Source organism: Ligilactobacillus sp. 110_WCHN, from assembly GCF_030518115.1.
GTDB classification, from domain to species: Bacteria; Bacillota; Bacilli; order Lactobacillales; family Lactobacillaceae; genus Ligilactobacillus; species Ligilactobacillus aviarius_C.
The window spans coordinates 47,679-68,454 of record NZ_JAULLI010000009.1 but is presented as its reverse complement, the minus strand read 5'-3'; the positions used below and the strand labels follow the sequence as shown (position 1 = coordinate 68,454).

The window sequence follows — 20,776 nt, the reverse complement described above, 5'->3', positions numbered from 1 at the left end:
GTTGTCCATCCTGTTTTTTTTACGAAGTTATAAGTTAGAACACAAGTTGTAATTCTTTTGCTATATCCGCATAATCGGGTTCCAAAACAAACGAGCTGCGACGCGTAGCTAGGGTGACGCGAAGCTAATTCGAAAACCTCCGAATCTCTGCTGACGCGATTCGTTCGCTTTTCTGCTTCCACCACGCTCGTTTTTAACGTTTTGTCACACCTTTGTTTTTTTAATCACAACTTTGAACCGTCATTAAAATTCCCCGTTCAAAACTAAAGGTCGCCTTCTTACCAACAAATTCATTACTTGACAGTGCAACTGGAAAATCAAAATCTGTCCGTTGCAGCTGATACTTTTCGTCTGGAAGAACTAATCCGTCAACTGCTGTTAACGGAATAAACGCTAAGTACTTCATTTGCGGATTCCGCTTAAGCTGGTGACATCCAGGCTTGAAAAAGCGAATTTCATTCCATCGGTCAATAATCGTGATTCGTTCAACCTGTTCCCGATACTCCGGTTTCAAAATAAAAAACAAGTTTGCCAGCAGCTGATCCATGCGCGCACCGGTTGCTCCATAAAGATTAAGCTGATCAATTGGATAATGCGCGAACAAATATCTTAATGCCAACTCTGTATCCGTAATATCATCCTTTAACGGTCGGTAAACGAATTGGTGACTTTGACTTTTAACCTGCAACCGTTCTGCAGCGGTTGCCGTGTCAAAATCGCCAATTGCAAGGAGCGGATCGATTCCGTGATTGATCAATTCAACTGCGCCATAATCAACCCCGCACCACCGCTCATCTTTTTGTTCAAAAATCGTTTGCGGAACGCATGCAAGCGGCCCCCCAGTCAAAACATTTACCTTCATCGCAATCATTCCTTAATAACGCGGTTTGCGTTCCAAAATCATTTGATGGAATTGCAAGTAGTTTTCGTACCGGGACTTCAAAATTTCACCGTTCGCCACCGCTTCTTTAACCGCACAATGCGGTTCATTCACATGCAGACAGCCGCGATACTTGCATTGATCACGGTAGGCAACGAAATCCGGATAATAATTCGGCAGCTCTTCCTTTGAAATTTCAAGTAAGTCAAATGACGAAAATCCTGGCGTATCCGCAATCAAATTGTGTTCGATCTCCATTAACGTTACCTTCCGGGTCGTATGTTTGCCCCGGCTAAGGGCTTTCGAAATTTCACCGGTTTCCAATTTCAAATCCGGATTCAATTGATTCAGCAACGTTGATTTGCCGGCACCGGTCTGCCCCATTACGACGATCACTTGATCTTGAAGATCGTGCAAGAGCTTTTGCGGCACGTTGTCCCCAGCAACTTCAACCGGATAATACTTTTGATAATAATCGATCACCGGTTGCATGGCGGCCTGCTGGTCTGCATCTAACAGGTCCCACTTCGAAAAATATAAAAGCGGTTCAATTTGATTAGCGGCCAACATAATTAATTGCCGGTCCAGTAAATTACTCGAAAAATCTGGTTCCACGCACGCCGAAACAACAATTGCATCATCGACATTCGCAATCGGCGGCCGAACTAACTGATTCTTCCGCGGATCAATTTTTAATAAATAGCCGCCATCCTTTTCAACTTTAAATTCAACCCAGTCACCGACTAAAGGTGATTGTTTGCGTTTGCGAAATACCCCGCGCGCCCGGGTCCGGTATTCCGCCCCATCAGCAGTTACCACATCATAGTAACCGCTTAAAGATTGCCTAATTTGGCCTTTCAATAATCTTTATCCTTTCATTTAACTCTGACTTGTTGCGGAGTTATTATTCCCGTTTTCTGAATTATTATTCGGTCCAAGCGATAACGTTACGATCACCTGCGAACCAGCCTTAACGGTCGTATTCGCCTTTGGATTTTGCGAAATCACTTGTCCCTTTGGCACCGTATTTGAATACTGTTGTTCAAAAATAATCGTAATGTTATGTTCTTGGGCATAGTCGATCACACTTTTCTGCGTGTAACCCGTCAAATCGCGAATCTTAAACGTTTGAACCCCTCCACTGACCGTAAAGGTAACCGGAAGCTGATACAAACTGACCTTCATTGACGGATCAATGCTTTGACTAACGATCTGACCTGCCGGATACTTGTTTGAATACGTCGTTTCCTTATCCACAAGGACGCCCTTCGCCTTCAACTTTTTCCGCACCTGATCAAAGTTTTGTCCAATATATGATCCAAATTTAGTTTTTAACGGCCCTTTTGAAATCACAATGTTGACCTTCGAATTCCGGCTGACCGTCGTTTCGCGCGCCGGATCACTACTGATCGTTTGCCCTTTCAAATACGAACTACTGTATTCATACCGCTTTTTACCAAGTTTAAGGTTATTGCTCAACAAAACTTCCTGGGCTTCACGCACGCTCATTCCACGTAAATCTGGAACCTGGACCTTCAACGACATCAGTAAAATCGTAACCACAACGATCACCCCAAGCGTTCCAATCAAAAAAGCGATTGGATGCCGGCGATAGACTCGTTTTTTCTTCTGCTGCTTTGTTTTTTTCGTCTTGCGTGATCCGGTTGAAGGTTGCCGCTTGGATGATTCGGTCGTCGGAATGACCAACGTTTTCGTTTCAGCGTCATCTTCCGTTGGGACTTCCCATTTCGGTTCGTTTTTCCGCACCGGTAATAACGCCGTTTTTAAATCCCGCGCCATTGTTTCGGCATCCGGATAACGGTCTTTCAGCTTTTTTGCCGTTGCATGCAAAATAACATTTTCCAATGCTTGCGGAACCTTGGGATTGATTTTCCGTGCTGACGGCAAATTATCCCGGTAATGTTTAACCGCAATTGAAACCGCCGTTTGCCCTTCAAACGGAACTTTTCCGGTCAAAAGTTCAAACAGAATGATTCCAAGTGAATAAATATCTGATTGTTTCGTGATGATCGATCCGCGGGCCTGTTCAGGAGAAATGTAATGAACGGACCCGATCATGGTATTCGTTTTCGTAATTGTTGCCGATTCCATTGCCGCAATTGAAATTCCAAAATCCGTGACCTTGACCTTCCCGTAATTGTCGATCAAAATGTTTTGCGGCTTCAAATCCCGGTGAATAATGCCGATTCGATGGGCACTTTCAACTGCCGAAAGGATCTGTTCCATAATATCAACCACTTTTTCACATGAAAGCGGATAGTGTTCTTTCAAATATGTCTTCAAATCCGTTCCCTTAACGTATTCCATGATCAAGTACGGCACGCCGTGATCATTGCCAAAATCATAGATTTGAACAATATGCGGGTTATCAAGCTTCGTTAGTGAATTTGCTTCTTTATGAAAGCGTTCAACAGAACGCGGATCATCCTGCAAATCAAACCGCAACATTTTAAGGGTTACCCGGCGTTTTTGAACAAGGTCCTCGGCTTCATATACATTTGCCATGCCGCCTTCACCAAGGGAACGAATAATACGGTACCGTTTGCCAACTTCATATCCTACTCGCATCGCCGTTCACCACTTTCATCTGCCGCAACCAAAAGCGCGGTAATGTTATCATCGCCGCCGTTGACCCGCGCTTGGGTAATTAATTGCTGACATTTTTCTTCAAGCGAGCCTGAAGCCGTTAAAATTGCTTTGATTTTAGCTTCCGCCACAAGTTTGGAAAGCCCGTCAGTACACAGTAAGAATAAATCGCCCGGTTCAACTTTCAACGCATAATGATCCATTTGGGCATCATGATTGATTCCAAGGGTTTTGACAATTACGTTTTTTTGCGGATGGTTGACCGCTTCTTCCTTCGTGATTGCACCCTGCTTGATCAACTCATTGACAAGCGAATGATCCCGTGAAATTTGCTGCAGTTCATTATTCCGCAACCGGTAGCCTCGGCTATCTCCAATGTTTGCAATAATGCAGTTTGCCGAATCGATCAGAATCAAAACGAGGGTTGACCCCATTCCTTCAAGATCCGGATACTGCTTTCCTTTTTGGATCAAAAGATCATTTTCAACCTGAACCTGCTTTTGCAGCCATTCATAGGCCTGGGCAACCGTTTCAAATGTCGATTCTTCAAACAGGTAACCAAGATGCTGAACAACCATTGCCGACGCAACATCGCCGCCGCGATTGCCGCCGATTCCATCAGCGACTAATCCTAAAGTAATTTGTTTTTGATTTTGATACAGTCCGACCGAGTCTTCATTAACCTTGCGAACCTTGCCAATATCACTTAAAAATGAACTTTTCAAAATTGCACCTACTTTTTCACCAGCGTTGCAATAAAGAATCCGTCCGAACCGAAATCGTCCGGATAGATCGTTAATCCAAGCGCTGACCGTTGATCCTTAACATTCTTTTTCGTCTGTGTTTTAACCTGTTCAAAATCCGGATGCCGTTTCAAAAATTGATCAACAACTGTTTGATTTTCCGATGGTAAGATCGTGCATGTGCTATACGTTAATTTTCCCTGCGACTTTAATGTCGGCGCAACGGCGTCTAAAATTTGCAACTGAATCCGGGCTAATTGCTGCGAATCCTGTAACGTTTTTTCATAACGAACTTCTGGTTTTCGCCGCATCAACCCGATTCCAGAACACGGCGCATCAACCAAAATCTGATCAAACCGTGCATTTCCAAGTTTTCCGGCTTGACGAGCATCCAAAAGTTGAGGATCAACAACGTTCTCAACCCCGAGCCGCTCGGCATTGCGTTGAATCAATTTTAATTTGTGTTGATGAATATCAAGCGCAACGACCGCTCCTTGACCGGCGAGTGCTGTTGCAATTTGCGTCGTTTTTCCGCCGGGAGCAGCACATGCATCCAAAACACTTTGACCGGGTTGAACATCCATTGATTCAACCGCTAACATTGCACTTTCGTCCTGAATAATAAAGTCGCCCTGTTTGAATTCGGCGGTTCCCGCTAAAAAGCCTTTTTGCGCAACCAACCCGTCAGCAGCGATTTCGCTTGGAGACGTCGTGATGCCTTCCTTTTTAAGCTGGGCTTGCAGTTCAGCACTTTTGACCTTTCCTGGATTTACCCGCAAACTGTCATGCGGCGTCTGGTTAACGGCCCGCGCAATTTGGGCTGTTTTCTCAAGCCCTACCTTTGAAATCAATTGCTCAATGATCCACTGCGGAATACTTTCTTCAATTGATAACCGTTGAGCAGCCGTTAAATCATCAAAATTCCGTAAGCCATTCCGCTTGATTGCATGCAAAACGCCCGTCACAAATTTACGCGTTCCCGCATGGCCTTTAACCTTGGCAATTTCAATGGTTTCATTAAAAATCGCATGGTCCGGAACCTTGTCTAAATACTGCATTTGATAAATCGCTAACAAAAGCAATTCCCAAACCCACGAGTCAACTTTCTTCTTATTTTTAATAAATGGTTCAAGCCAATATTCCAACGTTAACCGGTGCTGCAAGCAGCCGTACACAAGCGTCGTCAATAAATTGGCATCGGCCCGTGATAATTGATGTTGCCGAATCACATCATTTAAAGCGATGTTTGAATACGTCCTGTGCTTTCGAATCCGCAAAAGCAGATCAAGGGCTAAAAAGCGCGGCGTTTGTTTAATCGTTTTCTTCATTGATCAATTCCTGTCCTGCTTTAATTCCCTGGCCAACCCCATTCAAATATGCCGTAATATCCATTTGCGGTTTTCCAGCCGGTTGAATGCGGTTGATCTGGTAAACCGTTCCATCCGCTGCGGCAACCTTTAGTTGATGCTTTCCAACTTCAACCACGGTTCCTGCGGAAAGGTCTGTTTGTTCATCCACAACAGTTACATCCCAGATCTTGGTCCGTTTTCCTTTGAAGGATTTGAAATATGCTCCCGGAGCAGGCCGAAGAGCGCGAACCTGCCAATCAATTTGGTGAGCAGTTTGCTTCAAATGCAATTCTTCTTCTTCAGGACTGATTGTTGGTGAAAAGACAACTTCATCTTCATTTTGAACAACCGGATGAACGTTGCCTGCAATTAAGTCGGGAAGAAGTTGCAATAAAGTATCCCGCCCAAGATCACTCATTTTTTCAAAAATTGAGCCCGCATCATCATTTGATGTGATCGGCATTTCAGCCTGTTTCAGAATAGCGCCGGCATCCATTTTCTTTACCATGTAAATAATTGAAACGCCCGTTTTTGAATCGCCATTCATGATGGCATGCTGAATTGGTGCTCCGCCGCGATACTTTGGCAAAAGTGAGCCGTGAACATTCACGGCCGCAATTTTCGCTGCGTTGATTAATTTCATCGGTAAAAATTGGCCAAATGCTGCCGTGACGATCAAGTCCGGTTGAAGGTCAATTACCCGTTGGCATTCCGGACTGCCTGAAATTTTTTCCGGTTGAAGGACTTCAATTCCATGGCCCGACGCAACCTTTTTCACCGGTGTCGGGGTCAAAACGTGTTTCCGTCCGACTCGCCGGTCTGGTTGGGTCACAACGGCCTTTACATCATACCCGGCATCGATCACGCCAGCTAAAATATTAGCAGCAAAGTCCGGGGTTCCCATAAATACAATTGATGTCATTTATTTCACTCCTCAATTAAATAAAGTTCATCGGATCGCGGTCGATCACAATTTGCAATCCGTTTCGTTCTTCTTTTTGACTTGTTAATAATAAATCTTGAAGATAATTTTCAAGTTGCGGTTCATTTTTATATTTAATTACTAATTGGTAATAATAGCGGTTATTGATCCGCATAATTGACTGCGGTGTCGGCCCCAAAATTACGGCATTTTGAGATAAATAATTCACGATCTCACCGCGAATTTGGAACATTTTTTGCGCCGCATCCGCTTCCGTCCGCGCACTTGCAGTAATTTGAATCGTATAGTAATATGGTGGATATCCGCCTTGATGCCGCACCTGCATTTCTTTTCCAAAAAAATGCTCATAGTCTTGCCGCTGAGCATACTGAATGGCATAGTGATCCGGATTATATGTCTGAATCAAGACATTGCCCTCTTTTTCGGCCCGACCAGCACGCCCACTTACCTGGGTCAAAAGTTGAAAAGTGCGTTCACTCGCCCGAAAATCCGGTAATCCCAACGAAGTATCGGCATTCAACACGCCTACAAGCGTTACGTTGGGAAAATCAAGGCCCTTGGCAATCATCTGGGTTCCAAGCAAAATGTCTGCATGATGCTTGCCAAACTCATCTAAGATCCGTTCATGCGCTCCCTTGCGCCGGGTGGTATCAACATCCATGCGTAAAATCCGGGCAGTTGGGAAAAGTTCAGTCAATTCCTTTTCAACCCGTTGCGTGCCGGTTCCAAAATACCGGACTGCCTTGCTGTGACAATTCGGACAAACTTGCGGAACCGGTTCTTCATGACCGCAATAATGACATTTCAATGAATTTGTATCTTTATGATACGTCAATGAAATATCACAGTTCGGACACTTGATCACTTCACCGCATTCGCGACACATCAAAAATGAAGAATATCCTCTTCGGTTTAACATTAAAACAACTTGTTCATTCAACGCAAGTTTTTTCTGAATCTCAGTTGCCAATTCTTGGGAAATATCTGTCGTTGGCGCATAGCGGCCTGCCTGCCGCATATCAACTAATTGAACATGCGGCAAATCCTTCCCGTTAATTCGTTTCGTCAACCGCAACCATTGGTAAACACCCTTTTGTGCACGTGCCCGAGATTCAAGCGATGGCGTTGCACTTCCAAGAACAACCGGACAATGATGATATTGGCCGCGCCACTGGGCAACATCGCGAGCATGATACCGCGGCATGTCCTCCTGTTTGTAACTTGTTTCATGCTCTTCATCCATGATAATGACGCCCAGATTTTTGATTGGTGCAAAAATTGCTGAGCGGGCGCCAACAACGACTTGAGCATCGCCCTTTTCAATCCGACGCCACTCATCATACCGTTCACCGTCAGATAATGCACTGTGTAAAAGGGCGACCTGATCGCCAAATCGCGCTTTAAATTGCCGCACAATTTGCGGGGTCAATGAAATTTCTGGAACAAGCATTAAAGCTGATTTGCCTTGCGCAAGCGCATGCTGAATGATCTGCAAATAAACTTCAGTTTTGCCGCTCCCCGTTACTCCCTCAAGTAAAAAGGTTGCTGCCTGTTTTTCGTCAATTGCCTGATCAACCGCATTCGTCGCCTGGGCCTGTTCAGCAGTCAACTTTTTCGGCGTCGACGGTTGGATTTGATCAATCTGATACGGATTACGGTATTTTTCAATTTGATAACGCGTAATCCATCCTTTTTCGGCAGCCACCTTCAAGTCATTTGCAGTAAAATTATTTTCCCGGGTCACGTCACTTTGAACAAATTCCTGTTCATGATTGGTAATCAAAAAGTCTAGCAAGCGTTTCTGCTTGGCCGCATTTTTCCTTAACGCTTTCTTAGCTTTCTGCAATTCTTCGACCGTCATTTGAGCTTTAAATGCCCAAACAAGTTTTGATTTTGCCCGGTCATCAACGTGATAGACAATTTCAACTTGGCTTGCCTTGCGTAACTTCTCAATTTGATTTAATTGACTTGAAGTTAACCTTTGTGGATTAAACTCAACTTCACTTTGATGATCAAAAAGAGTGGCAAGATCTGGGGTTATATTTTTTCCTATCAATTTAAGCGTTTTGCGATAACTTGCCCGCATTGCATTCGGGAGCATGACTTGCAAGCAGCGAATCTTAAATGCAAACGTCCGCTGTGTCAGCCAATCAGCCATCGCCATGGCTTCATCACTTAAAACCGGATTCAAATCAAGCACATCGATCACTGATTTTAATTGGTGTTCACCTGAATATTCATCTGTCAGTCCCGTCACAAATCCCTGAATTTTCCGGTTTCCGTTACCGAATTCAACCACAACACGCATCCCGATTTGCAAAAAGTCCTGAAACTTTTCTGGAATTTGATAAGTAAACGGATGGTTGGTCTGCATTGCCGGAACATCGACAATTACTTCTGCATATCGACTAATTTTAACCTTCCTCTTTTCTGATCAATTTTTTGACTTCATCTAATATTTTCTGAGCAAAAACTTGCTTTGAAACCTTTGAAACTTTAATTGGTTCCTGGTGCGGCTGTAAAATATAACCGGCATTTTGGTCACTGCCAAATCCAATATCGCTGCGTGAAACATCATTAGCAACGATCATATCGACCTTTTTATCTTCCAGTTCAGCCGTTGCATTTTGAAACAGATGATCCGTTTCAGCAGCAAAGCCAACTAAGACTTGGCGATGCTTTTGATTACCTAACATCCGCAATAAATTTGGATTCCGTTTCAGTGTCAACTGAACTTGCTGGTTAGCATTCACTTTAATTTTTTGATCATTTGGCCGTTCAACGTGATAGTCTGAAACCGCGGCTGCCATGACCAAAACGTCATTTTGCGGAAACTCTTCCATTAATTTAGTTTGCAGATCCGCAAACGTTTGGATGCGGATCACGTTCACGTTCATTGGCAAATCAACCGTAACCATTCCCGCAATTAACGTTACATCGGCTCCTTGAAGGGCCGCATTTTCAGCAAGCGCAATTCCCATTTTGCCGCTTGAACGGTTTCCAATAAACCGCACCGGATCAATTGGTTCTTGCGTTCCCCCAGCAGTTACCAGCACCTTGATTCCCCGAAGCGGTTGATCACTCGTTTGCTTTTCGATCCACTCTAAAACTGCTTGCGGCTCCGGCATTCGCCCTTTTCCGGCGTATCCTTCTGCTAAAAAGCCGGTCGCCGGTTCCATTACGTGAATTCCATCGGCTTTCAACTGATGAACGTTTCGTTGAACAGCGGGGTTAGCCCACATCTCATCATTCATTGCAGGAACAACAAATTTATTTTTCGCCGTTGCGATCAACGCAGATGAGACGAGGTCATCAGCAATTCCATTTGTCATTTTCCCAATGATATCTGCCGTGGCCGGAATGACGATCGAAAGGTCTGCCCACCGCGCAATTTCAATATGCGGAATAAAATTACCACGTTGTTCAGCATCACTAAATTTCGTTAATACTGGATTTTTGGACAACGTCGCCATTGTCAACGGTGAAATGAAACTCGTTGCTGCCGCCGTCATCGCCACGCGGACTTCAGCTTTTGCCTTGATCAAAAGCCGAACAAAGCTTACAACCTTATAACTTGCAATTCCCCCGGTCACATAAACCGCGATTTTTTTACCTTTCAATGCCATTTCTTCACCCCATCGCTTATTAATACAAGAAAAGAGGTCGGACACCATGTCACAACCTCCCATCATATTGGTTTAAATTAAAAATTAGTTTTCACCTTTAATTGTCAACTTGCCAGCTTCAACTTCTTCCAAAGCCTTACCAACATTCTTATCTGACTTGTATTCGTCTTCGTTTAACAATGGTAATGCGCCAGCATCTAATTCATGAGCACGTTTAGCTGCTAACATTACTAATGAATAACGTGAATTAACATGTTCTAAAAGTTTATCGACAGATGGATATAAAATCATTTGACAGCATCTCCTTATTGTTGATCATCGTCTAAGCCAAGTTGTTTCTTGTAATCAGGTAAGAACCGTTTTACGCGCCAGCGTTCAGCCCGGATGATCGTTTGAATCTTTTCGGCAGCCTTCGGAACTTCATCATTCACAACTGCATAATCATAATTCTGCATCATTTCGATTTCACCAACAGCCTTTTCCATTCGCTTGTCAATTGTTGCTAAATCATCCGTTCCCCGATTAATGATCCGTTGACGTAATTCCATCAAATCTGGTGGTGTTAAGAAAATAAACAACCCGTCTGGAACTTTTTCCCGGACTTGCATTGCACCCTTAACTTCAATTTCAAGGAAAACATCCTTACCTTGATCTAACATTTCATTAACATATTTTAAAGGTGTTCCGTAATAGTTGTCAACATATTTAGCGTATTCCAACATTCCGCCATTTTCAATTTCCTTTTCAAATTCTTCCTTTGAAACAAAGAAATAATCTTTTCCATCAACTTCTCCGGGACGCTTCTTCCGGGTCGTCATTGAAACTGAATAGTGGAAAGTATTATCCTCACGTGAAAAGATTTCCTTTCGTACAGTTCCCTTTCCAACTCCTGATGGTCCTGAAAGAACAATTAACATTCCGCGTTTTGGCATTTTGAATCTCCTCTAGAAACAATTTTAATAACTATTATCCCCTTTGAACGCCTATTTTTCAAGTGATTTCCAAAGGTTTTCAATTTTCTAATGAAGATTTCATTTATTGCTGATCAAAGAGTTTAAAACACGATCATCTGGAGATAACAAAAAGGCTGTGACATCCGTCACAGTCTTTAATCACTTTCAAATTGATTTTAATACAATTCAAGGTATTGGTCGCGTTCCCATTGTGAAACGTCTTGCCGGTATGAATCCCATTCAAGTGTCTTTGCTTCAACGAAATTGTTGAAGAGGTGTTCCCCAAGAGCGCCTTGAATTACTTCATCATTTTTCAATTCTTTAAGGGCATTGTGCAATGTTGATGGCAAATCTTTAATGCCATTTTCACGCCGTTCTTCTTCATCCATTGCATAGATATTCCGGTCAACGGATGCAGCCGGTTCAATCTTATTCCGTAATCCATCAAGGCCGGCTTCCAAAATCGCAGCAATCGCCATGTATGGGTTAGCTGACGGATCAACTGACCGCAATTCAAACCGGGTGCCTTGTTCACGTGCCATTGGAACCCGGATTAATGGTGAGCGATTCCGACCTGACCATGCAACGTAAACCGGAGCTTCAAATCCAGGAACCAACCGTTTGTATGAGTTAACGGTTGGGTTGGTAATTGCCGTAAAACTCCGGGCGTGCTTCAATAATCCGCCTAAGAAGTAGTATGCTTTTTGAGATAACTTTTGGTCGCCATTCTCATCGTAGAAGACATTGCCGTTCTTATCGAAAAGTGACATGTTGATGTGCATTCCAGAGCCGTTAACTTGAGCTAATGGTTTAGGCATGAATGTTGCATGCAAGCCGTGCTTCCGGGCAACGGTCTTAACAACTAACTTAAAGGTTTGAATATTGTCACAAGCATGCAAAGCATCTTCATACTTAAAGTCAACTTCGTGTTGACCAGGAGCAACTTCGTGGTGCGATGCTTCAACATCAAAGCCCATGCGTTCAAGTTCAAGGACGATTTCCCGCCGGCAGTTTTCCCCCATGTCAACCGGAGCAAAGTCAAAGTAGCTGCCGTTGTCGTTCAAATGCATCGTTGGTTTGCCGGTTTCTGGATCAAGTTTGAAAAGGAAGAATTCAGGTTCCGGACCAATGTTAAAGTCGGTGAACCCTTCTGCTTTCATTTCATCCAAGACGCGCATCAAATTATTCCGCGGATCGCCCATGAATGGCTTGCGGTCAGCTGTGTAAACTTCGCAGATGATCCGGGCAACCTTTCCGTGTTCGCTTCCCCATGGAAAAATCATCCAGGTTGACAAGTCTGGATATAACCACATATCACTTTCTTCAATCCGAACAAAGCCGTCAATTGAAGAACCGTCAAACATTAATTTATTATCAAGCAACTTATCTAATTGGCTAATCGGAACTTCCACGTTTTTGATCGTTCCGTAAAGATCAGTAAACATTAACCGCAAAAATTGAACGTTTTCTTCTTTAGCCATCCGCCGAATATCGGCCTTAGTATAATCATGCTTAACCATTATTAATAGGCTCCTTTTAAAATTGATAAATTAGAGCGTCCGATTGTTACGAATCGAAGGTTTGCTATGCCGGTTAAGTCCACCAGCGTTGACAAAGTCATTGCGCAAAATTTTCCGAACAGCGTCATCTGACAAAGACTGAGCCATTTTTTCGCGCCGCCGTTCTTCTTCGGCTGCCTTTTGAGCATAAACCTTCTTAATTGAAGCCATATTATACCCATCTGCAAGGTAATCCTTAATTTCAAGCAACTTATCAATATCGTTTAATGAATACATCCGGCGGTTCCCTTCATTTCGTTCGGGAATCACCAATTCTTGTTCTTCATAGTACCGAATTTGCCGAGCACTTAAATCCGTAAGCTTCATCACCGTTCCAATTGGAAGAACAGCAAGGGAGCGACGTAGTTCCTTTTCTTTCATAACAACCCTCCTCTCATTGGTTCAATCATATCAATCACCTATCAGTCTGTCAATAACTTATGTCACATTTTATAACATCTTACGCTTTATAGTACGTTTCGTTTACCGCATTGGTAATTGCAACCTTCACGTGAGCGTATGATAATCCCCCTTGAATGTACAATGCATACGGTTCGCGCAACGGCCCATCACTTGATAATTCGATCGTTGAACCTTCAACAAAGCTTCCGGATGCCATAATAATTTCATCTTCGTAATTATCCATTTCACTTGGAATCGGATCAACAAACGCATTTAACGGTGAATTATGCTGAATACTTGCACAGAATTTGATCATCGCTTCCCGTTCATGGAAGATCACCGTTTGAACCAAATCGGTCCGCGGAGCATCCCATTTCGGCGATACTTCTGCCCCCATCTTTTCAAGCAATGCGGCGGTAAAGATTGCCCCCTTAACGGCTTCGCCCGTTGTATGCGGAGCAAGGAAAAAGCCGCGATAAAAATCACGTTGATAACCATACGTTGCGCCTTCGCCCTTCCCTGGACCCGGTGCAAATAAGCGTGATGATGCACGCATGATCAAATCATGCCGGCCAACCAAGAAGGCTCCTGATTTGGCCACTCCCGCACCAGCATTTTTGTACATTGAGCCGGCCATTAAGTCCGCGCCGTAAAATGTCGGTTCGTCCTTTTCAGTGAATTCACCATAACAGTTATCGATGAAAATAATTGCTTCCGGAGCAATCGCCTTTACAAATTCAATCATCTCTTTGATTTCAGCAACCGTAAAACTATCCCGGGTAGCATATCCGCGCGAACGTTGAATGGCAACGACCTTGATCGATTTATCCTGCTTTAACTTTGCCCCTACTACATCATAATCGATCTTCCCGTCTTTAAGCGGGGTATAAGCAAACTTGATCCCGTATTCCTTCATTGATCCTGGGTTGTCGCCGACGATTCCAATTACCTGTTGGATCGTATCATACGGCATCCCCGTCATGTAATATAAAGTATCGCCTGGCATTAACGATGCAAACAATGCCGTTGAAATTGCATGCGTTCCAGAAACCATTTGCGGCCGCACAAGGGCATCATCGCATTTAAAGTAATCGGCGAAAATATCTTCCAGTTTATCCCGGCCAAGATCATCATATCCATACCCCGTTGAACCAACGAGATCTTCTTCAGCCACATGATGCTTACGGTACAAATCCAAAATTCGTTGTTGGTTATACAAAACCGTTTCATCAACTGCTGCCAATTGCGGCGCAATCATTTGATCAACTTCAGCAACCTTTTGTTGTAAATCCTGCGGAAACTTTTCAATCCACTTTTCCATTATTTTTTCTCCTTTAACCATTTTTCAACTAATTCAATAATTCGCAGATAATCCATGTTAAAGTTTTGAACAAGATCAAACCAGTGAACATCCATCTTATTGCGAAACCAAGTTAATTGCCGTTTAGCATAATGCCGCGAATTCTGTTTGACTTTTGCGATACATTCTTCAAGGGAAGCCTGATGTTTAAAATATGGATAAAATTCTTTGTAACCAATTCCTTTTCCAGCCGGTAATTTGCTTCCGCCATTTTCATATAAATAGCGAGCTTCATCAAGTACCCCGTCCTTGACCATCAAATCAACACGGTGGTTAATCCGTTCATACAATACCGCCCGTTCCGTATTTAACCCGATGATCAAAAAGTCATAAGTATCATTGGCGTGATCCCTTTGAACCGAAAACTTCTTACCGGTCTTTTCAAAAACTTCCAATGCCCGAATTACCCGGCGTTCATTGGTAACCGGGATTTTGGCAGCTGCCACCGGATCGATTTGATCAAGCCGGTCCCACAGTGCTTGTTGCCCATGTTCTTCGGCGTACTGATGAAGTTGATTTCGCAAATGGTCATCTTGATATTGATCATTTCCAAAATGAAAGTCATCAATAAGCGACTGTAAATAGAAACCAGTTCCGCCAACTAGCATTGGCAGCGCATCTTGAGCCGCGATTTTTGAAATTGCTTTTTTTGTCCGGTCAATAAAATCGGCAACCGAAAAGCGTTGGTCAATTGAAATCTCATCCAATAAATAATGCGGAATTCCCTGCATTTCTTCAGTAGTGACCTTGGCAGTTCCAATGTCCAGCTTTTGATAAACCTGCATTGAATCTCCTGACACAACCTGGCCGTTAAATTTTTGAGCCAGTTTAATTGATAACGTTGTCTTTCCAACCGCCGTTGGCCCAACGATCATTAAAACCTTCTGCGCCACTTTACCACTCCTTTCTCCTTACTTCTCTTGTAATTGTATCATTCAAGTTAAATTTTAACAGTTTTACCTAGCATTTTTTGGCGATTTAATTCATAATGATAATATACCAATAATTGAGGAGGAATTTCCATGAAATCATTTGGTAAGGGATTCTTTACTGGGATCGTAACAACCGTTGGCGTTGTTGCTGGTGCCGTTTATGCATTTAAGAAAACAGTTGTTGAGCCAATGGAAGAACGTGAAGCAATCTTAGAAGAACACCGTCGTCGTGCTCTTCGGAAGAGTCGTTCAGCTCATCAACGTTAATTAAGGTAATAAAAAAGGCTGGGATTTCAATCTCAGCCTTTTTTTCGGGTTCCAAAACAGACGAGCTGCGACGCGAAGTTAGGAAGTTCAAAAATCTCCGAATCTACGCTGCGCGATTCGCTCGTTTTTATTGTTTTGTCATACCTTCTTTTTAATTTTTCTTCTTTTTTCCGTCCCACTTATTGTATCCGTCTTTAAGAACGAAGATCTTATCAAAGCCTTCCTTTTTCAGTATGATCGCACACCGAAGAGCAAGGGCTTTTCCTTGTTCATACAAGTAAACCGGCATGTCCTTCCGAATACCGCCAATGTACATCTTAAATTGCGAAAATGGAATATTCCGCGCACCTAAGATATGTCCAGCCTTAAATGAATCTTCTTCGCGAACATCAATAACTTGAGCGTGGTGCATTGCCTTCTTGAATTCTTCGTTATCGACGATTTTGGCTGCCCGCCGACTGCGAACAAAAATTACAACTTGATTAATTACCATCCATAACAAAATGATAATTAAAATCATATCGACCCAAAATAAAACAGAGTGGGCTTTTCCTAAAAGCAATTCAATTGGCTCCTTTCAAAATAACCAAATAATCTTAGTCCTTAAACTTCAATGCTAATGAAGCAGCGCCAATTACGCCGGCTTCATTTCCTAATTGAGCTAACTTGATTTCAGTTGAACTCCTAATGGTTGGGAATGCATATTCATTAAAGTAGTTTTGAACTTGATCAAGCAAGAATTGACCAGCAGCTGAAACGCCCCCGCCAATTACGATTGCACTTGGGTTTAAGATACTTGCAAAGTTTGCACAAGCTAAACCTAAGTAGTTACATACCCGGTCAACAACCATTTTAGCCAATGGATCATTTTCCTTAGCTAAATCAAAGACTAATTTTGATGTAACTTCTTCGCCATCATCAGTTAATTGTTTAAGTTTTGAATTGCCAGCATATTCTTCCGCCATATCACGAGCAACCCGAACAACCCCAGTTGCTGATGCATAAGCTTCAAGACAACCACGGTTCCCGCATGTACATAAGTAACCGCCTGGGTGAACGTTCATGTGACCAACTTCGCCGCCGGCACCCATTCCGTGAACAAGCTTTCCGTTGGTAATGATTCCACCACCAACACCGGTTCCTAACGTAATGAAGACAACATCGTCGGCATTTTCGCCGGCACCCTTCCACCGTTCACCAAGGGCTGCAACGTTGGCATCGTTATCAACCGCAAACTTGATGTTTGTGCCTTTTTCGATTTCTTCCTTAACGTTTTGAACAGTCTTCCAGTTTAAATTGTAGGCCCCTACAACTGTTCCCTTTTCAAGGTCAACGGTTCCTGGAGTTCCCATTCCAATTCCGATGAATTGTTCTGGCTTCATTCCATACATCTCAAGGTGATGGTTGATTGATTCAATGATATCAGGAACAATGTGGCTTCCTTCATCTAAAATATTGGTTTCAATACTCCACCGTTGTTGAATTTCACCATCTTCAGTTGTAATTGCAAATTTGATCGTTGTCCCTCCAAGGTCAACCCCAATTAATTTTTTATCCATAATGCTCCTCCTAAATGTCTTTTTTCGCCGCTTCGCGTTTTTCTTCTTCGCGATGCTCTTTGTCCAAAATAAGTTTGGCATTGAGGTACGTCTTTTGATCAACAACACCGGCTTTATACAAGTGGTCCAGTTCAATTGCCGTTAATTCAATATCCCACAACCGCTTGCCGACATAGATAAAAACGCCGAACTGCTTTAAAAATTGCTGAACGTCATAATAGTTTTTCAAAATAACATCCCCATCTTAAGCCGTAGCAGTATGTATTCCTCTGACAAAAATTGCTGCAAACAGAAGAACTAAACCAACTAGGGCCAGCCATCTTTTATGCGTTTCAACTTTTCCAATTTGAGGAGCGCCAACAATGTAACCTAATAAGAAGCCACCCATTAGGCCACCAAGGTGTCCCCAAAGATCAATTGACCCGGTCAAATCACTTAACAGATTCAAAACAACTAAAACTAAAAATTGCTTTGCAATCGTTCGAATATACGGATCATTCCGAAATGATTCGCCAAGCATCAGGTATGCGCCAAACAGGCCAAACAATGCTGTACTTGCGCCCGCTGAAATTGCTGGCGTAAATGCAAAGCTTGCAATGTTACCGCAAATTCCGCTTACCAGATAAATAACTAAGAAACGCCACGGGCCAAATAAATATTCGATCTGCATCCCTAAAAAGTAAAGGGTCACCATATTCAGTACAATATGTTGAAACCCAATATGCAAGAACATCGGCGTAAATAACCGCCAAATTTGTCCCGCCGCAATTAACGCATTATCCTTCGCACCAAATTCAATTAAAATATTCGGATTCGTTGAACCGCCTGCAACTGTCATTAATAAATACATCGCGATATTAATGACAATTAACATAATCGTCATCTTTGGTCTTTTCTTGCTCATGCTTTTTCCTTTCAATCACAGCACTAATGACACCGATTACATCAGGATGTGATAAAAAACATCCCTTTTTTAAGGGGATGAGCGTTTTAAAAGAAAAACAACAGGGTTTAATTCCTGTTGTTATTTTGTTTCACGGTGTAAAGTTGCTTTACGACAACGTGGGCAATACTTCTTAAGTTCTAAGCGATCTGGATTGTGACGCTTATTCTTGTTTGTTAAGTATGTTTGTTCGCCACATTCTGTGCATTCTAATGTAATATTAACACGCATCGAAATACCCTCCAACTCTTCATATTCTGTCTAATAAGGCGTTTAAACCTTCAACGTTAATATAATATCATCTTTTAAAAGATATTGCTACCGTTTTTTACTAATTGTTAAGGAAAATTCCTTGACACGGTTTTTAAGATAAAAAAAGAAGGTGATCAATTTCACCTTCTTTTTACCTAATATTGAATTAAAATCCGTCACTTGACTGAACATCTTTCCAGTAAGCTGCATAAATCTGCTTGATTGCATCCAAGTTAACTTTACTTTCTGTATTAGCTGCCATTCCTGGGAATGCAACTGCCACTACAACTTGCGGATTATTATATGGAGCATAACTTACCCCGCTTAACGTTTCAGTCGGATTATTCTTGTAATATGTCTGGGCTGTCCCAGTCTTCCCGGCAATTTCAGGTTTAACACCATTCAAGTACTTCCCAGTAACATATGGATTATTTCCGTGCATTACAAGGTAAAGTCCCTTCTTAACAACATCCCATTGAGCAGCTGTTCCCGGAACAACATTCAAAATGTTTGGCATAAATTGATAAATCGTCTTGCCCATCTTGCCGTCTTTTCCATTATCATGGATCGAATCTAAGACGTGCGGTTGCAACCGATAACCGCCATTCGCAATGGTTGAGATGTACTGTGCCAGTTGCAATGTTGTATATGAATCATAGTTCCCGAATGAAAGGTCAAGAGCTTTCCCAATATCAGCCTTGGCTGAAGGCCCTTCAAATCCGGCTGATTCGCCCGGAAGATCAATGCCGGTCTTAATCCCTAATCCAAACTGATTAAAGTTATCCCGCATCTTAGTGAAAATCGATGGCGACATACTTGCTAATGACATTCCCGGTGTATATTTGAGTCCGGCTTCAAGCATTGCAAGCTGCATCATATACGTGTTTGATGAAACTTCCAGGGCTTCAGGTGCTGTTAACGGCATGTTAGCTGAACCGCTCTTATTAAACCACGATGTCTTCGGTGCCGTTCCGGCTAATTTAATTGGTTGTTCTTCAAGGGTGTTATTCGTTGGTGTAATTACCCCATCTTGAAGAGCTCCCATTACCATTGCACCCTTTACAACTGATCCCATTACAAAGGTCTGATTAATTGCACCAATCGCGTTATCAGTAATCTTCCCGGTTTGAATATCACGACTCACTCCCGCAAGCGCATAAACCGCACCGGTATGTGGATTCATAACCACGGCATAGGCTCCTGGGACATACGGATTTCCGCCAGCAACACTTTGAAGCGAACTCTTCATGATATTTTGCACATCATTTTGGAACTGAGCGTTAATCGTTAGTTGGATATCGTCCCCTGGCTTTCCGCCGTACTGTTTGATTTCCTTCTTGATCTTATTATTTTGGGTTTCAACTTTAATGATTTCGCTGTCACCCTTCAAGGCATCTTCATATTGCGATTCAATGTAACTTGAACCAACACTGTCATTGCGTGAGTAACCTTCTGCAAGCAAGATATTCAATTTGTCACTTGGCAAGCCTTGCTTTTCAGTTGTTACTGTCCCCGCGATTTCTTTGATCGAATCACCGCCTGGATAACTGCGTGACCAACTGGTTCCAATCTTAACTCCTGGCAACTGAGATAAATGCGCCCCAACCTGAGCCATTTCAACGGCTGAAACACCATTGGCTTTTAACATTACGGTTGAAAGCGAATATGCCCCATCCATCTTATTGTACAAAACGGCAGCTTGTTGCTGTTGCGGACTAAGATTGTTAACCAACCCATGATCCTTAACGTATGCCATTTCTTGTTTATAAAGAGCAGAACCGCTTAATGAGTTGGCATCCTTAATATATTTTTGAACTTTTTCCGCATTTGCCGTGCTTCCAAGATAATATGCCTGCTTCATGTTTTCAGTTAACTGTGACGTATCAACGCTGATATACTTTGTTAAATTATTCGCAACGTCATACATTTCTTGGGATGTAACTGAAAGCGGCTTTGTATACGTAATTGCCGTTGCTGCATCATTTGAAACCAGCAATTTACCTGAAGAATCATAGATCATTCCCCGCGGCATATCTTTGGTTTCGGTTTGCATGTTACTGTTTGAAGCATCATAAACATATTTCTTCCCATCAATGATTTGTAAATGGGCTAATTGAATAATCAAAGCTGCAAAAAGTAAGAACACAATTACGAATAAAAAATTTAACCGAAACGGAATACTGTCAGCTTTATGTCCATTTCGATTACTTTTTGATAATTTATGTTGTTTTTTAAAAATTTTCAAAAGATTTCACCGTCACTTAATTACTAAATCAATTAAAATAACATTGATTGAAATTCCTGCTTAATCAGCATATGATAATGCTGAACTATACCTAATACATGGTATCACAAATTAGCAAATCGAACCATCTAAATAAGGTAATCAAATTATAGATTT

The 20,776-nt window shown here is 42.5% G+C and carries 21 protein-coding genes; 1 reads left to right on the top strand and 20 read right to left on the bottom strand.

Going from position 1 to position 20,776, the window contains the following annotated elements; translation table 11 throughout:
- Positions 1 to 220 precede the first annotated feature (220 nt).
- The 14 genes from Q3C15_RS04675 to miaA all read right to left on the bottom strand — a co-directional run bounded on the left by Q3C15_RS04675 (position 221) and on the right by miaA (position 15,315).
- A complete protein-coding gene (locus tag Q3C15_RS04675) occupies positions 221 to 862 on the bottom strand; it encodes a thiamine diphosphokinase (RefSeq protein ID WP_283601138.1) in 642 nt (213 codons plus the stop codon).
- 12 nt (positions 863 to 874) lie between these two features.
- Positions 875 to 1,741 carry a ribosome small subunit-dependent GTPase A gene (rsgA, locus tag Q3C15_RS04670; RefSeq protein ID WP_302704406.1) on the bottom strand — a complete coding sequence of 289 codons (867 nt, stop codon included), beginning with the start codon at positions 1,739 to 1,741 and terminating at the stop codon, positions 875 to 877.
- An 18-nt stretch (positions 1,742 to 1,759) separates the two neighbouring features.
- Positions 1,760 to 3,469 carry a Stk1 family PASTA domain-containing Ser/Thr kinase gene (pknB, locus tag Q3C15_RS04665; protein ID WP_283601136.1) on the bottom strand — a complete coding sequence of 570 codons (1,710 nt, stop codon included), beginning with the start codon at positions 3,467 to 3,469 and terminating at the stop codon, positions 1,760 to 1,762.
- Complete coding sequence (locus tag Q3C15_RS04660; RefSeq protein WP_302704403.1) at positions 3,460 to 4,212, bottom strand: Stp1/IreP family PP2C-type Ser/Thr phosphatase; 753 nt, start codon at positions 4,210 to 4,212, stop codon at positions 3,460 to 3,462. Before Q3C15_RS04660 ends, pknB begins: the two co-directional genes overlap by 10 nt.
- A gap of 8 nt (positions 4,213 to 4,220) precedes the next feature.
- Positions 4,221 to 5,558 carry a 16S rRNA (cytosine(967)-C(5))-methyltransferase RsmB gene (rsmB, locus tag Q3C15_RS04655; RefSeq protein ID WP_302704402.1) on the bottom strand — a complete coding sequence of 446 codons (1,338 nt, stop codon included), beginning with the start codon at positions 5,556 to 5,558 and terminating at the stop codon, positions 4,221 to 4,223.
- Positions 5,542 to 6,501 carry a methionyl-tRNA formyltransferase gene (gene fmt, locus Q3C15_RS04650; protein WP_302704400.1) on the bottom strand — a complete coding sequence of 320 codons (960 nt, stop codon included), beginning with the start codon at positions 6,499 to 6,501 and terminating at the stop codon, positions 5,542 to 5,544. Before fmt ends, rsmB begins: the two co-directional genes overlap by 17 nt.
- 16 nt (positions 6,502 to 6,517) lie before the next feature.
- Positions 6,518 to 8,935 (bottom strand): primosomal protein N', encoded by a 2,418-nt coding sequence (gene priA / locus Q3C15_RS04645; RefSeq protein ID WP_302704411.1) that lies wholly within the window; start codon positions 8,933 to 8,935, stop codon positions 6,518 to 6,520.
- Between the two features lies 1 nt (position 8,936).
- Positions 8,937 to 10,148 (bottom strand): bifunctional phosphopantothenoylcysteine decarboxylase/phosphopantothenate--cysteine ligase CoaBC, encoded by a 1,212-nt coding sequence (gene coaBC, locus Q3C15_RS04640; RefSeq protein WP_302704399.1) that lies wholly within the window; start codon positions 10,146 to 10,148, stop codon positions 8,937 to 8,939.
- Positions 10,149 to 10,232: 84 nt separating this feature from the next.
- Positions 10,233 to 10,439: a DNA-directed RNA polymerase subunit omega gene (gene rpoZ, locus Q3C15_RS04635; RefSeq protein ID WP_057827919.1), complete on the bottom strand. Its 207-nt coding sequence runs from the start codon at positions 10,437 to 10,439 to the stop codon at positions 10,233 to 10,235.
- A gap of 14 nt (positions 10,440 to 10,453) precedes the next feature.
- Positions 10,454 to 11,080, bottom strand: coding sequence for a guanylate kinase (gmk, locus tag Q3C15_RS04630; protein ID WP_057827918.1), 627 nt, complete (start codon positions 11,078 to 11,080; stop codon positions 10,454 to 10,456).
- Positions 11,081 to 11,277: 197 nt separating this feature from the next.
- Positions 11,278 to 12,621, bottom strand: coding sequence for a type I glutamate--ammonia ligase (glnA, locus tag Q3C15_RS04625; RefSeq protein ID WP_064213210.1), 1,344 nt, complete (start codon positions 12,619 to 12,621; stop codon positions 11,278 to 11,280).
- A gap of 30 nt (positions 12,622 to 12,651) precedes the next feature.
- Entirely contained in the window at positions 12,652 to 13,041 is a 390-nt protein-coding gene (locus tag Q3C15_RS04620; RefSeq protein WP_057827916.1) for a MerR family transcriptional regulator, read from the bottom strand.
- Positions 13,042 to 13,120: 79 nt separating this feature from the next.
- Positions 13,121 to 14,383 (bottom strand): methionine gamma-lyase family protein, encoded by a 1,263-nt coding sequence (locus tag Q3C15_RS04615; RefSeq protein ID WP_302704394.1) that lies wholly within the window; start codon positions 14,381 to 14,383, stop codon positions 13,121 to 13,123.
- Positions 14,383 to 15,315 carry a tRNA (adenosine(37)-N6)-dimethylallyltransferase MiaA gene (gene miaA / locus Q3C15_RS04610; RefSeq protein ID WP_302704392.1) on the bottom strand — a complete coding sequence of 311 codons (933 nt, stop codon included), beginning with the start codon at positions 15,313 to 15,315 and terminating at the stop codon, positions 14,383 to 14,385. The genes Q3C15_RS04615 and miaA overlap by 1 nt, the downstream gene beginning before the upstream one ends.
- A gap of 129 nt (positions 15,316 to 15,444) precedes the next feature.
- On the opposite strand from miaA, the gene Q3C15_RS04605 reads away from it, so the two are divergent.
- Positions 15,445 to 15,621 (top strand): DUF3042 family protein, encoded by a 177-nt coding sequence (locus Q3C15_RS04605; protein WP_064485250.1) that lies wholly within the window; start codon positions 15,445 to 15,447, stop codon positions 15,619 to 15,621.
- 151 nt (positions 15,622 to 15,772) lie between these two features.
- On the opposite strand, the gene Q3C15_RS04600 is transcribed toward Q3C15_RS04605, so the two are convergent.
- From Q3C15_RS04600 to Q3C15_RS04575, 6 genes are all read right to left on the bottom strand, one after another.
- A complete protein-coding gene (locus Q3C15_RS04600) occupies positions 15,773 to 16,189 on the bottom strand; it encodes a rhodanese-like domain-containing protein (RefSeq protein WP_278852210.1) in 417 nt (138 codons plus the stop codon).
- A gap of 28 nt (positions 16,190 to 16,217) precedes the next feature.
- The gene (locus Q3C15_RS04595) at positions 16,218 to 17,180 is read right to left on the bottom strand and encodes an ROK family glucokinase (protein WP_302704390.1); all 963 of its coding nucleotides are present in this window, start codon (positions 17,178 to 17,180) and stop codon (positions 16,218 to 16,220) included.
- A 10-nt stretch (positions 17,181 to 17,190) separates the two neighbouring features.
- Entirely contained in the window at positions 17,191 to 17,409 is a 219-nt protein-coding gene (locus Q3C15_RS04590; RefSeq protein ID WP_057827912.1) for a YqgQ family protein, read from the bottom strand.
- A gap of 15 nt (positions 17,410 to 17,424) precedes the next feature.
- Positions 17,425 to 18,084, bottom strand: a complete 660-nt coding sequence (locus Q3C15_RS04585) for a rhomboid family intramembrane serine protease (RefSeq protein ID WP_278852155.1) — start codon at positions 18,082 to 18,084, stop codon at positions 17,425 to 17,427.
- Between the two features lie 120 nt (positions 18,085 to 18,204).
- Entirely contained in the window at positions 18,205 to 18,354 is a 150-nt protein-coding gene (rpmG, locus tag Q3C15_RS04580; protein WP_057827910.1) for a 50S ribosomal protein L33, read from the bottom strand.
- Positions 18,355 to 18,541: 187 nt separating this feature from the next.
- Positions 18,542 to 20,614, bottom strand: coding sequence for a penicillin-binding protein 2 (locus tag Q3C15_RS04575; protein ID WP_302704410.1), 2,073 nt, complete (start codon positions 20,612 to 20,614; stop codon positions 18,542 to 18,544).
- Positions 20,615 to 20,776: the final 162 nt, after the last annotated feature.